Annotated in this window: 14 protein-coding genes and 1 pseudogene; 8 read left to right on the forward strand and 7 right to left on the reverse strand. The window is 44.2% G+C overall.

Going from position 1 to position 14,353, the window contains the following annotated elements; all coding sequences use genetic code 11:
• Nucleotides 1-17 precede the first annotated feature (17 nt).
• A complete protein-coding gene (gene yddG, locus L2096_RS00995) occupies nucleotides 18-905 on the forward strand; it encodes an aromatic amino acid DMT transporter YddG (protein ID WP_250364815.1) in 888 nt (295 codons plus the stop codon).
• Between the two features lie 235 nt (nucleotides 906-1,140).
• Here the strand turns inward: yddG and L2096_RS01000 are convergent, their stop codons facing one another.
• Entirely contained in the window at nucleotides 1,141-1,776 is a 636-nt protein-coding gene (locus L2096_RS01000) for a hypothetical protein (protein ID WP_250364709.1), read from the reverse strand.
• Between the two features lie 138 nt (nucleotides 1,777-1,914).
• Nucleotides 1,915-2,123 (reverse strand): annotated as a pseudogene (locus L2096_RS01005) (hypothetical protein); the annotation flags it as partial.
• Between the two features lie 127 nt (nucleotides 2,124-2,250).
• Between L2096_RS01005 and L2096_RS01010 the strand changes: the two are divergent.
• The 5 genes from L2096_RS01010 (at nucleotide 2,251) to L2096_RS01030 (ending at nucleotide 5,780) form a co-directional block, all read left to right on the forward strand.
• The gene (locus L2096_RS01010) at nucleotides 2,251-2,502 is read left to right on the forward strand and encodes a hypothetical protein (RefSeq protein WP_040054004.1); all 252 of its coding nucleotides are present in this window, start codon (nucleotides 2,251-2,253) and stop codon (nucleotides 2,500-2,502) included.
• Between the two features lie 110 nt (nucleotides 2,503-2,612).
• Nucleotides 2,613-3,197, forward strand: a complete 585-nt coding sequence (locus L2096_RS01015; RefSeq protein WP_004938990.1) for an anthranilate synthase component II — start codon at nucleotides 2,613-2,615, stop codon at nucleotides 3,195-3,197.
• The gene (gene trpD, locus L2096_RS01020; protein ID WP_004938992.1) at nucleotides 3,198-4,247 is read left to right on the forward strand and encodes an anthranilate phosphoribosyltransferase; all 1,050 of its coding nucleotides are present in this window, start codon (nucleotides 3,198-3,200) and stop codon (nucleotides 4,245-4,247) included.
• An 11-nt stretch (nucleotides 4,248-4,258) separates the two neighbouring features.
• The gene (trpC, locus tag L2096_RS01025) at nucleotides 4,259-5,065 is read left to right on the forward strand and encodes an indole-3-glycerol phosphate synthase TrpC (RefSeq protein ID WP_004948437.1); all 807 of its coding nucleotides are present in this window, start codon (nucleotides 4,259-4,261) and stop codon (nucleotides 5,063-5,065) included.
• Nucleotides 5,066-5,075: 10 nt separating this feature from the next.
• Nucleotides 5,076-5,780 (forward strand): Smr/MutS family protein, encoded by a 705-nt coding sequence (locus L2096_RS01030; RefSeq protein ID WP_250364710.1) that lies wholly within the window; start codon nucleotides 5,076-5,078, stop codon nucleotides 5,778-5,780.
• A gap of 10 nt (nucleotides 5,781-5,790) precedes the next feature.
• Here the strand turns inward: L2096_RS01030 and xdhC are convergent, their stop codons facing one another.
• The 3 genes from xdhC to xdhA are packed head-to-tail and all read right to left on the reverse strand — an operon-like array spanning nucleotide 5,791 to nucleotide 10,668.
• A complete protein-coding gene (gene xdhC / locus L2096_RS01035; protein WP_250364711.1) occupies nucleotides 5,791-6,783 on the reverse strand; it encodes a xanthine dehydrogenase accessory protein XdhC in 993 nt (330 codons plus the stop codon).
• Between the two features lie 3 nt (nucleotides 6,784-6,786).
• Nucleotides 6,787-9,165 (reverse strand): xanthine dehydrogenase molybdopterin binding subunit, encoded by a 2,379-nt coding sequence (gene xdhB, locus L2096_RS01040; RefSeq protein WP_250364712.1) that lies wholly within the window; start codon nucleotides 9,163-9,165, stop codon nucleotides 6,787-6,789.
• A 3-nt stretch (nucleotides 9,166-9,168) separates the two neighbouring features.
• A complete protein-coding gene (xdhA, locus tag L2096_RS01045; RefSeq protein WP_250364713.1) occupies nucleotides 9,169-10,668 on the reverse strand; it encodes a xanthine dehydrogenase small subunit in 1,500 nt (499 codons plus the stop codon).
• Between the two features lie 401 nt (nucleotides 10,669-11,069).
• On the opposite strand from xdhA, the gene folE reads away from it, so the two are divergent.
• Nucleotides 11,070-11,618, forward strand: coding sequence for a GTP cyclohydrolase I FolE (gene folE / locus L2096_RS01050; RefSeq protein WP_206541105.1), 549 nt, complete (start codon nucleotides 11,070-11,072; stop codon nucleotides 11,616-11,618).
• Nucleotides 11,619-11,719: 101 nt separating this feature from the next.
• Nucleotides 11,720-12,271, forward strand: coding sequence for a VTT domain-containing protein (locus L2096_RS01055; RefSeq protein WP_004939027.1), 552 nt, complete (start codon nucleotides 11,720-11,722; stop codon nucleotides 12,269-12,271).
• Between the two features lie 42 nt (nucleotides 12,272-12,313).
• Here L2096_RS01055 and L2096_RS01060 read toward each other — a convergent pair whose 3' ends face one another.
• Both L2096_RS01060 and hemE read right to left on the reverse strand, forming a co-directional pair.
• Entirely contained in the window at nucleotides 12,314-13,135 is an 822-nt protein-coding gene (locus L2096_RS01060; protein ID WP_250364714.1) for a DUF817 domain-containing protein, read from the reverse strand.
• A gap of 7 nt (nucleotides 13,136-13,142) precedes the next feature.
• Entirely contained in the window at nucleotides 13,143-14,216 is a 1,074-nt protein-coding gene (gene hemE / locus L2096_RS01065; RefSeq protein ID WP_250364715.1) for a uroporphyrinogen decarboxylase, read from the reverse strand.
• Between the last annotated feature and the right edge of the window lie 137 nt (nucleotides 14,217-14,353).

The raw sequence follows: 14,353 nt of genomic DNA on the forward strand, positions 1-14,353 counted from the left end.
TCAATAATTTTGACATCATGACCCGCAGCAAAGCCAATCTTATCGGTATTACCTCTATCATGATCTGGGCATGTATGGTCAGTGGCGTGAAAATGATCACTGAACAGTTGGGTGCTATTTTGGGTGTTGCACTAATTTATAGCATCAGTGCGTTGTGCGTGGCGTTTATAGATAGGAAATACCTATGGCAAACATTGCCTCGACGTTACCTGCTGATCTGTGGCAGTTGCTTCGTACTTTATGAAGTTTTATTTTTGTGCTCAATCGGTTTATCCAAAACACGTGAGGAAGCGCTTATTCTGGCCATGATCAATTATTTATGGCCATGTTTCACCTTGTTTTTGTCCTATCTACTCGGACAGCTCAACTTTAAAGCGCCAGCCTTTGCCGGTTTGATCCTTTCTATTTTAGGGCTGCTCTTGATTGTCAATCCGAGCATTGTTTCGGCTGAGGGCTTCATTCAAACACTTTCAAATAATCCACTGGCTTATACACTGGCCTTTTGTGGTGCAATTTTATGGTCCTTGTATTGTGTTTTCACGCCACGTTATGCCCAAGGTAAAAATGGAATCGCCTTATTTTTTTGCCTGACCAGTGTGGCCTTATGGCTGTTATTTTGCCTGAGTGATCAGCCTTGGCAAACGCCAAATGTAGGCATGAGCCTCATGATTATTGTGATTGGCGCTTTGGTTGGAATTGCTTATAAAAACTGGAATCAGAGCTTACAGTTTGGAAATATCCAATTGTTGTTATTGGCTTCTTATTTTACGCCTATTTTGTCGAGTTTAATGAGCAGTCTTATCTTGCATACCTTACCTAGCTGGAGCTTCTGGCTCGGAACGCTCGGTGTTAGCTTCGGTGCAATGTTAAGTTGGAAGTTTAGTACCTCAAAAAAAACGCTGTAATCAATATCGACGGTTGGTTCTGACGTAGTAGATTCAGCCGCCGTTTGCTCTGGTGTGGTGGTGTCTGCTGGCTGATGCTCAACAGTTTGATTCGCTTCAGGTGTCTTAACGTCTTCGACCGTTGGTTCTGACGTTGTAGCTGCACCAGGTGTTTTGAATCTACGTGCCATAAAAAAACCCTACTCAAGTGAATAGAGTTAGTGTTCGTTGGTCAGTGTTCAGGTTTGCTGTGTGATTATTTGGCTGCACTCTCAATAAATTTTATATCTTTCATTTCTACAATCTTGAAATAATTAGTGCCCTTATGCCTGCTAACCAAAATTGCTTTATCTGAATATTTATCCAACAAATACCAATTCTTATTCTCTAAAGATGCATCCAACTCAACAAGCGGCTTTTTCTGAATCGCAATTTCTCCTGCATCTAATAAACCTGCAAAAGCAGGTGCTGCTAACATTAAACCTAAAAGCCCTACAAATTTACCTGAATAATTGCCAAAAAATGCTAAAGCAAACAGATTTAAACTAGATGCTGCATATAAGTAATATTTAAAGGCATAATCAGTAACAAAAAATATTCCAACAAAACTACCAAACAAGACCAGATTTGAGTTAATTAGACCCATTTTTAAGGATTCTTTACCGACAATTACTTTTTCTAAATATATTAACGCAAGAAGATAATACATATAGATTTCAAGGCTAGATATCATTAAATCTATTGGAGAAAATAAGGAAATCATCCAATAAGCATTTATATTTTCTGATGAATAAAAACCTATTTTTTGACTGAAACCAATTAAAATCAGACATGGTGTAATTAGTGCTAATAGATCTATCAATGATGTTTTTTTTATATGATCAAGAATCACTTCTCCTCCTTATGCTTTGCATTACATTAATAATTATCTGGTTATCATATTCATGATAACTATCAATAGCAAAATCAAAATGAATAGCTTATACATCATGATCAATAATCAAAGCATAACTTTGGTGTACGTCTTTTATTATTTTATTTTTTCAATCTCCCAATCCAGCTGCTCTATCACATCATCGAGCATGTCTAAAAAGTCCTGCTGACAGATCCTGTACTTATACGAAAGTTCTTCACCAACACGCGGGTATCGATCTACCCCCGTCTTGATCTGCCAAAGCATTGTGAATGCATCGCCGTTGTCGTAGTTTGGGATTCCCCCCCCCTTGCCCACTCGCTTACACATACTTTTATCCAACTAGTGCGAAAAGCTCGGCTTACGTCGAACTGACAGATGATCTTAACGGCGTTTTGATGCCAATTAGATAAGCTGGAGATTAATATAAGCAAAATAATCATTGAACAATATATGCTTGATAGAATTCTTGATGAACTTCAGCAGATCAAACGTCAAGTTTCCATAACTGATGAGCGCCGAGTTTCGATTAAAGAGTTCGCTCAACGCATGAAAATGACTGAAGTAACTTTTTACGACAGAATTAAGAAAGGAGAAATAGACCCTCCGCTCAAAGATGGTCGTTATAGTTACTACTTAAATTCGTATGTGAACAAGGTTGTCACAAAGACAATAAATTCTGATAAAGTAGCCGCTAACACATAGCGACTTTTTTCTATTCACAATTCAACACTTTACGATATGTGAGTAACATTGTGAGTAACATAAAATCGCTTGTTTAATATTTATCTATGAATCAATAGGTTGCTTACAAAATGCTTCTCATGATCGACAATTACGACTCCTTTACGTATAACATCGTCCAATATTTTGGCGAGTTAAATCAAGACGTTAAAGTGGTTCGCAATGACCAAGTCACTCTTGAGGACATTGAACGATGGCAGCCGAAGTATTTGGTGGTGGGTCCTGGCCCTTGTTCTCCAACTGAAGCAGGAATTTCAATTCCTGCCATTCATCACTTTGCCGGCAAAATTCCATTGCTCGGTGTGTGTTTGGGGCATCAAGCAATTGGACAAGCCTTTGGTGGACAGGTGATTCGCGCGAAAACCGTGATGCATGGTCGTTTGTCGGATATGTATCATTCTGATAAGGGAATCTTTAGCAACCTGCCTTCACCATTTTCTGCGACACGCTATCACTCTTTGGTGATCGAACAGGAGACCTTGCCTGAGTGTCTGGAAGTGACCTGCTGGACCAATCAGAACGATGGTTCAATCGAAGAAATCATGGGTGTAAAGCATAAGACACTGCCTGTAGAAGGTGTGCAGTTTCACCCAGAATCGATTTTGAGCCAGCACGGACACCAAATCTTCAAGAATTTTTTAGAGATTTATGCATAAATGAATATTCAACAAGCATTAAACCACATTACCAAAAACATTCATTTGACTCAGCCGCAAATGGAAGATGTGATGCGCAGCATCATGCAAGGTGAAGCGACAGACGCACAAATTGGTGCGCTGATGATGGGCCTTCGTATGAAAGGTGAAAGCATTGATGAAATTACTGCCGCTGCACGCGTCATGCGTGAACTGGCCATTAAAATTGATGTCAGTGATATCCCACATTTGGTCGATATCGTGGGAACAGGTGGAGATGGTCAAAATCTGTTTAATGTCTCGACTGCTTCAAGCTTCGTCATTGCAGCAGCAGGCGCAACCATTGCCAAACATGGTAACCGTGGTGTATCAAGCAAATCTGGCTCTTCAGATTTGCTTGAACAGGCTGGAATTAATCTTGATTTAGATATGCAGCAAACAGAGCGATGTATCCGTGAAATGGGTGTGGGTTTTCTATTTGCTCCCAATCATCATAAAGCCATGAAATACGCAGTTGCGCCTCGACGTGAATTGGGCATACGAAGTATTTTTAACCTTCTTGGCCCGCTTACGAATCCGGCTGGGGTAAAGCGCTTTGTGCTTGGGGTATTTTCAGATGAATTGTGCCGTCCGATTGCCGAGGTGATGAGACAACTCGGTGCCGAGCATGTGATGGTGGTGCATTCTAAAGATGGCCTAGATGAAATCAGCCTGGCCTCGGCAACTCATGTGGCTGAACTTAAAAATAATGAAATCACCGAATGGGTTTTAAACCCCGAAGATGTGGGAATTCCCTCACAAACGCTATCGGGTTTGATTGTGGCCGATTCGAGTGAAAGCCTCAAGCTGATTAAAGACGCACTTGGGCGTAACAAATCTGACCTCGGCGAAAAAGCAGCCAATATGATTGCATTAAACGCAGGTGCTGGCATCTATGTTTCTGGCTTAAGTACCAGTTACAAGCAAGGTGTGGCCTTGGCACATGATATTATTTATGGGGGTCAGGCCCTCGAAAAAATGAGTATTTTGTCTGAGTTTACCAAAGCACTCAAACACTATTCGAACACGTGAGGTTATCCAAAATGATTCAAATTCAAAATACCATCTTGGGTAAAATTGTCGATCGCAAACATGAAGAACTTGCGGCGCGTTTACAGCAACGTAGCCTTCAAGATATCGAAGCGCTGGCACAAGCGGCCTCACCTGTGCGTGGCTTTGCACGTGCATTAAATGCTAAGCGCCCTGGCGTGATTGCTGAAATTAAAAAAGCATCACCCTCCAAAGGTGTGATTCGAGCCGACTTTAACCCTGCTGAAATTGCAGCGCAATATGAGCAGGCGGGTGCAGCGTGCTTGTCGGTATTGACCGATGTCGATTTCTTTCAAGGTCATGATGACAATATCGCGATTGCGCGCAACAATTGTCAGCTACCTGCACTGCGTAAAGACTTTTTGGTCGATCCATATAATGTGATTGAAGCACGTGCCCTCCATGCCGACTGTATTTTGCTGATTGTGGCATGCTTGTCTGATCAGCAACTCGAAGAGATGTCAAAAACGGCATTTGAGTACAATCTGGATGTATTGGTTGAAGTACATGACGAAGAAGAACTTGAGCGTGCGCTCAGACTTTCCGAAAAATGTATTCTTGGTGTCAATAATCGTAATTTGAAAACCTTCGATGTAGACTTAAACACCAGTTTACGCTTGAAGCGTTTACTTGATCCGTCACGTTTATTGGTAACCGAAAGTGGGATCGCCACTCCAACCGATATTGCAATGATGCAAGAACATGATATTCATGCGTTCTTGGTGGGTGAAAGTTTTATGAAACAACCTCGACCTGATCAGGCCTTTACTGCATTGTTTGGCCACCCTGCTACGATTTAAAACGAGTCCTATGAGTAATAAAGATTCTGCGCTGTCTAAAGAACAGCAAAAATTATTAAAGCAGTTTAAAAAGCAGATCAGTCAGCCGCATTCACACGCCATTGAAAATCGTAGTGAGCATGCAACAAACAATGCCGATCAGCCAGTGGATCTTAAGGCTGAAGAGCTAGATTTGTTTAAAAAAGCGCTGCAAGGTGTCAAGCCGATTGATCATGGCAATGTTGCAGATATCAAACCCAAGCGCAGCAAAAAAGTAGATGCTCAGATTTTAGCAAAACGGGCGGCGGCTGAAGGTGCGATCGAAAGTGAACTCGCTGAGCTTTCGGATACGCAGGCGGCATTAAATCCTGTCGCAAGCCAAGCCAGTTTGAGTTATCGCATTGCGACGCTACAGCATAAAGTCTTTGAAGACCTAAAAGCTGGAAAAATGCGCTGGTTTGAAGCCGTCGATCTGCACGGCTGTACTGTTGAACAAGCGCGTGCTGCGGTCTTGCAAATTATTGAGATGGCTAAGGCCGAAAACCAAAACGTGATTAAGATCGTGCATGGTAAAGGGCCAGAAGCCATTTTGAAGACTTACGTGAATGGTTGGCTGCGCCAGCACCGTGATGTTCTGGCTTTTGTGAGTGCCCCAGAAAATCAGGGGGGTACAGGCGCTGTTTTGGTCTTGCTCAAACGTGCTGAGAAAAATCCAAAATATGAAACCAAGAAATGATGCGACAGCATCATTTCTTTTGATCGAAGATTTGAAGTAGCTCTGCCACCACCGAAACGGCGATGATGGCAGGTTGCTTCGAACTAATGCCTGTAATACCAATTGGACAGACCAAACGCTCTAATTGGGCCTGCTCATAGCCCCTCGCCTGCATACGTTTTTCAAAAATGGCACGTTTACTTTTAGAGCCAATCATTCCGACATAAGCAAAGCGTGATTGTGAAGATTTAAGCGCCTCCATGCACAACTGCAAATCTTGCTGATGATCATGAGTCAAAATCAGAATTGCACCTTGCGGATCAAACCGCGCAATTTCCGCCTCTGGTACATCAGTACAAACACAATTGACCTGTTTGAGTAAATCTGGCGGAAAAATATTGTCACGGCTATCGACCCATGTCACTTGCACCCCGATTGGTTGTAAACACCGTACGATCGCCTCCCCGACATGTCCTGCACCAAATAACAAAACCTTCATGGCATAGGGTTGAACATACTGCTGCCAGCGCCAACCGGTTTCACCTGTTTCAAAAATAGCGGTAGATGGCATCTGTGTTGGAGTCACTTGCCAGTTCGAATGCCCATTTTCATGTACTTGCCGCTCGATAGGTTGCCCTGATTGCCACGCAGCATAAGCAGATGCCAGCATTGAAGCATGCTCTCGTGGCTGGAGTTTTTCAAACAGCAACCACATCACACCGCCACAACACTGCCCCAGCCGTGCACTTAAATTGAAACGTTCGACAAAAAGCGTTCGCTTATCGGTACCTTTCAGCATGGCCTGCGCAATATCGAAAGCTTGAAACTCAAGATGCCCACCACCGATGGTATCGGACTGGTAAACCTGATCGTCGCGCAAGCCGAGCAGCATCGTTGCACCCACTTCACGCGGAGTGGATCCGTCAGCACGAACCACGGTCACCAAAACCACGGGCGATGATTCAGCACAACCATGTAGTGAAACGTGTGCCAAATCATGCCACCACTGTAAATGTTGTTGCATGGCTTATTTCAAACGCGGTTGAGGACGTTCTGCAAGCGCTTGACCGCGACCAATTGCAATTGCGCGTAAGATTTCTTCGGCTGTGGCCGGCGCATTAAGTACCAGTGGCGCATCCTTTGGAATGGCCGACTGCACAGCTTGCCGAATGGCAGAAAACACTGAAAGCCCGAGCATAAACGGCGGCTCACCGACCGCTTTTGAACGGTAAATGGTATCGGCCTCGTTGCTGTTATCAAACAGTTTCACATGAAATACCGGCGGTATATCCAGACTGGTCGGGATTTTATAGGTTGACGGTGCATGCGTGAACAAACGGCCTGCATGCGGCCCTTGAGGTTGCCAGCACAGCTCTTCTGTGGTCAGCCAGCCCATACCTTGTATAAAGCCACCTTCAATTTGACCAATATCGATTGCAGGATTAATCGAACGGCCGACATCATGCAAAATATCTGCACGAAGTACTTTCATTTCGCCAGTTAAAGTATCAATCGCAACTTCGCTCGCCGCTGCCCCGTAGGCATAATAAAAGAATGGCCGGCCTAAATGATTGACCTGATCATAGTGGATTTCAGGCGTTTTATAAAATCCACTGTCCCAGAGTTGTACGCGGGCCATATAAGCACGATGCACCAGTTCATCAAATGGCCAAGACAAACCGCTTTGCGTGCTCACGGTATTATTTTCAAAATGTACAGTCGATGCTTCTGTCTGGCTGATTTCGGCAGCTAACTGGCTTAAGCGCTCACGAATCTTGATACAGGCATTTTGCACAGCTTTACCGTTTAGGTCTGCACCACTCGATGCAGCAGTGGCTGAGGTATTTGGTACACGCGACGTATCGGTGGCAATTAAACGCACTTTTTCAATCGATAGTCCAAGCTCATGTGCAGCGACCTGACGTACTTTGGTATATAAGCCTTGCCCCATCTCAGTACCGCCATGGGTAATGGCCACTGTTCCATCCATGTACACATAAACCAAGGCACCCGCCTGATTGTAATGCACCGCATTAAATGAAATACCAAACATCAGCGGAGTCAATGCCAGACCGCGTTTGATGATGCTGTTGTCACGATTGAACTGCTCAATTTCGGCTTTTCGCTCGAAATAACGACTTGAAACCAGTAGCTCTTCGACAATTTTTGGTGCGACATTGTCTCGCACTTCGGCACCGTAATGCATACGGTCACGGCCTTGCCCCGGTTTTTCCGCAAAAAAATTCTTTTGCCGAATATGTACCGGATCGCAGTTTAAATAGCGGGCAATATCATCAAGGATATTTTCAATCACAAACATGCCCTGCGGGCCACCAAAGCCACGATACGCCGTATTTGAAACGGTATTGGTTTTGCAGCGTAGGTTACGAATTTGCACCGCATTTAAATAATAGGCATTTCCAAGATGACAAATGGCTCGCTCGTTGACTGGGCCAGATAAATCGGCAGAAAAGCCACAATTGGATGCCAATTGAACTTTAAGACCATGCAACAAACCGTCCTGATCGAAGGCCACCGACCACTCATAGGCAAAACCATGACGTTTGCCGGTTGACGTCATGTCGTCGTCACGGTCTAAACGTAGCTTACACGGACGGCCCGAGTGCTGCGCTGCCAAGGAGGCAATGCAGGCCCACTGCGCCGACTGCGATTCTTTACCACCAAAACCACCACCCATACGGCGTGCTTCAACACTGACCTGATGCATATGTAGGCCCAGTGCATGGCAAATCAACAGTTGCATTTCGGTCGGATGCTGTGTGGAGCAATAAACTTTTAAGCTCTGATCTTCCAAAGGCACTGCATAAGAGATCTGCCCCTCGAGATAAAAATGCTCTTGCCCACCCAAATCGATTGAACCACTTAATTGATGAGGTGCATGCTCAAACGCGGCATCGACCTCACCATGCGAAAACTCGACGGGTGGCAACACCCAAGATTGCTGCTCGATTGCATCTTGAATACTTAAAATAGGGGTTTCTGCGGCGTACTCAATTTTGGCTAAACGTACTGCTTGGCGAGCATGCTGATAGGTATCGGCAGCCACCACAAACAAGGCTTGACCATAAAACTCCACTTCTCCATCGGCAAAAATAGGATCATCTTTGACAATTGGCCCCCAGTTGTTTTCGATCTGGATGTCTGCTGCGGTATACACTGCGTATACGCCCTGTGCAGCGCGTACAGCCTCTAGGTCAAATGCTGTGATCTTGCCTTTGGCACATTTTGAAAAGCCGACGGCCAAGTGCAAGGTATTTGCAAGTTCGGGCATATCATCGATATACACCGCCTCACCCGTCACGTGCAAATGAGCACTTTCATGCGCAATAGACTGTCCTGCTTTGGCAGAACGCTGACGAGGATTCAGGTCAATTGAATGATTCATCTTTTATGCCTCCACCATCGTAATCAGATTATCGATACGCGTGATCGATTGTGGATGAATATGTTCAACAAAAAAACGTTCTAAACAGTTCTTTGCCACTTGCAAACGATACGCAGCGCTGGCACGCCCGTCATTCAATGGCTGGTAGTCTTGCTCCATGGCTACTTGTGCCTCACGCAGTAAAGCCATATCAAAAGGCTGACCAAGTAAAACCGCTTCGGTATGAACAGCACGTTTTGGAATCGCCGCCATTCCACCAAAAGCGATTTTGATGGATTGCACCACATGATACTCATCGAGCTCGCAACTGAGTGCAGCACATACAGCAGAAATATCCTGCTCAAAACGCTTGGAAATTTTATATGTGGCCACTTTAAGCGTTGAATCTTTAGCACGTAAAGGCACTAAGATGGCTTCTACAAATTCGCCTTGTTTAATGTCAGTTTTTTGATAATCCAGATAAAAGTCTTCTAATGCTATTTCACGTGTTTGCTGGCCACAGCGTAAGCGCAGACGCGTATTTAAAGTCATTAGCACAGGCATGGAATCGCCAATTGGTGAGCCATTGGCAATATTTCCACCTAGGGTACCCGCATTTTTAATAGGCATCGAAGCAAAGCGGCGCTGTAATTCGGCCAGTTCTGGATAAATAGTAGAAATATGAGTTAGGGCATCGGTTAAGGTGACATTTGCACCAATACAGAGCTGACCCTCTTGAAGATTGATATGTTTTAGTGCTTCAACCTGCCCAATATAGAGCATATCGCCCAATTGACGACCTTGTTTGGTCACCCATAGCCCCACATCGGTACTGCCTGCCACTAAACGAGCCTGCGGATATTGCACGCGCAGATCTGCAAATGCATCTAAGCTTTTCGGTGCAAAAAACTGCGCGGACGCATGACGAAACTCAAGTGCCGGTAACTGCTGTAGCTGTTTAAGCACCTCGATAATGTTTTGGCGTGCTAAACGGATGGTTGGGTAATCATAGGCTTTTTGTGCAGCATCCAAAATTGGGCGATAGCCTGTGCAACGGCACAAATTGCCAGATAAATAGTCATGAACAGTCTCTTTAGATGGCGCATTCGGCTCATTTTCATACATGGCCCAAAGCGACATAATAAAGCCCGGCGTACAAAAGCCACACTGTGAGCCATGTAATTCGACCATGGCCTGCTGAACCGGATGTAAGGACTGATCTTCAGACATCGACAACTGTTTTAAATCTTCTACGGTAAATAAGGCTTTGCCGTCTAGTGTAGGTAAAAACTGAATACAGGCATTGACGCTACGTAACTGCAACTGCTGATTGACCAACTCACCAATGACCACCGTACATGCACCACAATCGCCCTCGGCACAGCCTTCTTTGGTGCCGGTTTGACGACCCTGTTGAGCCAATCCATGTTCACGTAAAAACTGCAAAACCGTCATGACAGGTGAAACACCTTGGACCTGCTGCGTTTGTCCGCGAAAAAAGAAAGTAATTGGACGTTCCGACATGTTTTATCCTTGAATTTTACATCATGACCTTAAGCATGCTGATAAACAGCAAGTTAAGTGCCATTAAAACGCTATCTTGTTGATCTGAATGGCTTTGAATAATCATTATTTGATTTAGAATATAAACTGAATATCCAAATAAATGACGCCTCAAAACGGCCCGATCTCGATAGAAAAAAAGAAACTGTTATGATCAGGTGTATCACAAAGCAGCCGATAAAACGAGTCGAAAGCGAGGTAAAGCGCTCTAAATTGCACATTTTTTTCATGAAAACGCAGCATCTTTTATGCATCAGCACCAGAAGCGTATAAATATAGCGCGACAAGATATGAACATCTGAGCATGTTCTGATACAATGCCGAGCTTGTTTAGTAAAGTTAAGTCAAAACGTCTTATGTCAATGCAGCAATCCTATGCCAATATCCTGACCGCAGTGGGCGAAGACTTAAATCGTCCTGGGCTTAAAGATACGCCAATCCGCGCTGCCAAGGCATTTTCGTTTTTAACCTCGGGCTATGGCAAAAGTTTGGAAGAAGTGACCAACAACGCCGTATTTCCTTCAGATAACCATGAAATGGTTTTGGTTAAAAATATTGAATTCTATTCTTTATGTGAACACCATTTACTGCCATTCTATGGACGTGTGCACATTGCATATCTTCCTGAAGGCCAAGTGCTCGGACTTTCTAAATTTGCGCGCATTACAGAAATGTTTGCTCGACGTCTACAAATTCAGGAGAATTTAACCCAGCAAATCGCACAGGCTGTTGAAGAAGTGACCAAAGCACGTGGTGTGGCGGTGATGATTGATTCAGCGCATATGTGCATGATGATGCGAGGTGTAGGCAAGCAAGAATCGACAACACGGACCGTTTCTTTTATTGGCGATTTTAAAACTGACAAGGAAGCAAGACGCGAATTTTTAAGCGCAGTACCTGAAAGCTATTAATGAGCTGACGTTTGATGTGCGTTGAGTGTCTATCTGAGTCAGTGGTATCTTGGGTTAATACATTAACGAAGAGGTAAAAACGTAGTGAAGGTAGATAATTAATGGAATTTTTTGATTTCTTGATTGGATTTGAAAATTATTTACCTATCCTGATCCAAGAATATGGATTGTGGATTTATGCCATCTTATTTTTGATTATTTTTGCAGAAACTGCTTTTATTTTTATGTTCTTTTTGCCCGGTGACAGTCTGTTGCTAGCGGTAGGTGCCTTGTGTGCCACCACAGCGATTATGAATCTGGGCTTTATTATTTTCTTGTTATTTCTTGCGGCAACCTTGGGCTATATCGTCAATTATCATATTGGACGCCGAATGGGCGTACGTGTTTTTGAAGTCAAATCCCGCTTTATCAAACATGAATATCTGTTAAAGACCCACGATTACTTTCGTCGCCATGGCGCCATCACCATTTTGATCGCGCGCTTTATTCCGTTTGCACGTTCATTTGCACCCTTTGCGGCGGGTTCTAGCGGTATGAACTATACCGTGTTTTCAATTTATAACGTGATTGGTGCATTTATCTGGATTGCGATTTTGGTGACGGCAGGTTATTTGCTGGGCCATACCGTGATGATGATTGGTGATATTGACTAATCAGTGGTTGCTGCACTTGTACTTTATAGTGCAGCAACATGCTTAACGATTTGCGTTTGTTTGATGCTGAGTATGCAACTGCCACGAACCGTTGGCACTGCGCTGACCCAAGATCTTGAGCACAAGCACCAGACTTAATAAGAGTAATAAGTACCATGATCCGAGCTTGCCCCAGCCCACCATATGCCACGCATCGACCTGACTGGGGTAAAGCCATATCTTATAAAATGTACTGATGTTTTCTGCTATCCAAATGAGAAAGGCCAGCAAAATCAAGACAGGTAACATCGGCAAATTAAACCGTTTTTGATCGAGCTGAAAGCTTAAACGCGTTTTCCAAAACATGACCACACTGACCGCAAAAAGAACGTAGCGGATATCGGGCACAAAAAATTTGGTCATGAAATTCAAATAAGACAACACCGCCAAACCGATCATCAGGCCAAATGTAGGCAACCTTGTGAAAGATACCGAGTACAAGCGTAGCGAACGTGCAAAAAAACTCCCTACCGCAGAGTACATAAAGCCCGCAAACAGCGGAACCGTCCAGAGCCGGAATACTGCGGGCTGTGGATACTGCCATGAAGCAATTGCAGGATGCGTCAGAAATATCTCCATGACCATCGCCATGAGATGAAATAACGCAATCACACGTACTTCTGCCCACGACTCTAACTTGAGGTAAATCAGGCACATCTGAATAATGACCGCATAAAACAGCAAATAGTCATAACGAAAAAAACCGTAGTACTCCCGACTGCCCATGGGCGCAGTGAGCGCAAATGCAATCAAGAGCAATAAACCAAACAAGGCAGCCGAAGCTGCCTTAAATCCAAATAAACACGTGAGTTTGAGTGGGTACACGAGTGGCTTATCCTAAATATTTCGCGCTGTACTCATGTACGGTATCGACAAAGATTTTGGGTTGATCTGGATTGACCCATTGCGTAATACCATGACCAAGATTGGCCACATAGCCAGTTTTTTCACCGTTGGCATAGGCATCATCGAGCATGGCTTTCACCGATTTTTGAATACTCTCGGCGTCACCATACAGTACAGCCGGATCGAGATTACCTTGTAAAGCCACCCGCCCTGCCACGGTTTGACGCGCCACATTTAATGGCGTGGTCCAGTCGAGACCTAAAGCATCTGCGCCAGATGCCACCATCGGCTCAAGCCACTGACCGCCGCCTTTAGTGAATATAATCACCGGAACACGACGACCATCATTTTCACGCTTTAGACCAGCCACGATTTTACGCATGTAATTGAGCGAAAACTCATGGTATTCACGATGTGCCAGAGCGCCGCCCCAACTGTCAAAAATCTGAACTGCCTGTGCACCTGCATCGATTTGAGCATTTAAGTAATCAATTACTGCCACGGCTAGTCGGTCGAGTAAGGCATGCAACACTTCTGGCTGCGCATACATCATGTGTTTGGTGTAACGAAAATCCTTACTTGATCCGCCTTCGACCATATAGGTTGCCAATGTCCAAGGGCTACCAGAAAAACCAATCAACGGCAATTGCCCGCCCAGTGCCGAACGGATAGTTGATACCGCATTCATGACATAGTCTAAATCGGATGCAGCATTGAAATTTGGCAATGCCAGTACATCTTGTTCACTGCGGATGGTTTTTTTAAATTTTGGCCCTTCACCCACTTCGAAATAAAGCCCAAGCCCCAACGCATCGGGAATGGTAAGAATATCGGAGAATAAAATTGCGGCATCGAGATCGTAGCGACGTAAAGGTTGCAAAGTCACTTCACAAGCAAATTCGGTATTTTTGCAAAGCGATAAAAAGTCACCCGCTTGAGCGCGTGTTTGACGATATTCTGGTAAATAACGACCTGCCTGACGCATCATCCAGACTGGCGTGGTATCGACGGGCTCCTGCAATAAAGCACGTAGAAAACGATCATTTTTTAAAGCCGTCATTTACTTTCTCAATCTAAATACTTATCTTGATCGCATAATAACAAAAAGAAATGGCCATGAATAAGAGCAAAATCCGAGAAATTATACAAACACTCGGGAAAGCAGGATTTACACAAAACAAATACTGCATCGCCAAT

Source organism: Acinetobacter sp. ACZLY 512, from assembly GCF_023614015.1.
GTDB lineage: Bacteria > Pseudomonadota > Gammaproteobacteria > Pseudomonadales > Moraxellaceae > Acinetobacter > Acinetobacter soli.